Source organism: Escherichia sp. AM3, from assembly GCF_032029835.1.
Classification (GTDB): Bacteria; Pseudomonadota; Gammaproteobacteria; order Enterobacterales; family Enterobacteriaceae; genus Escherichia; species Escherichia coli.
The window spans coordinates 1-293 of the sequence record NZ_JAVUPQ010000844.1; the positions used below are offsets into that span (position 1 = coordinate 1).

1 protein-coding gene is annotated in these 293 nt (G+C 53.6%); it reads right to left on the minus strand.

Annotated elements, in window-relative coordinates:
• On the minus strand, positions 1–263 hold a 263-nt coding region (locus RTW80_RS28660; protein ID WP_312721487.1), incomplete at its 3' end, for a hypothetical protein.
• Positions 264–293: the final 30 nt, after the last annotated feature.

Sequence of the window (293 nt, forward strand, 5' to 3'; positions counted from 1 at the left end):
TGCTGGAAAGTGCGGGACGCACGTGGTGGGCGTTCGGAATAAGGCAGCCTGACAGAGATTATCCAGTGCCGATAGTCGAGACTGAGAGCTTTCTTAACCTCGAACCCGCGCCTGCGGTAAGAATGAATCAGCCATTCGGCCTGTTCTGCAGTGCATGGAGGGTGCTGGAACCATTCAGACTTGAATGCGTGAGAATACCGCCCGTGCGTGCAGGCAAGAACGGGCGAATTATCAGATTTGTAATAATTTGCGTTGCGTGCCATCGGTTTTCTCCGGTGGCACGGTGTTACTCA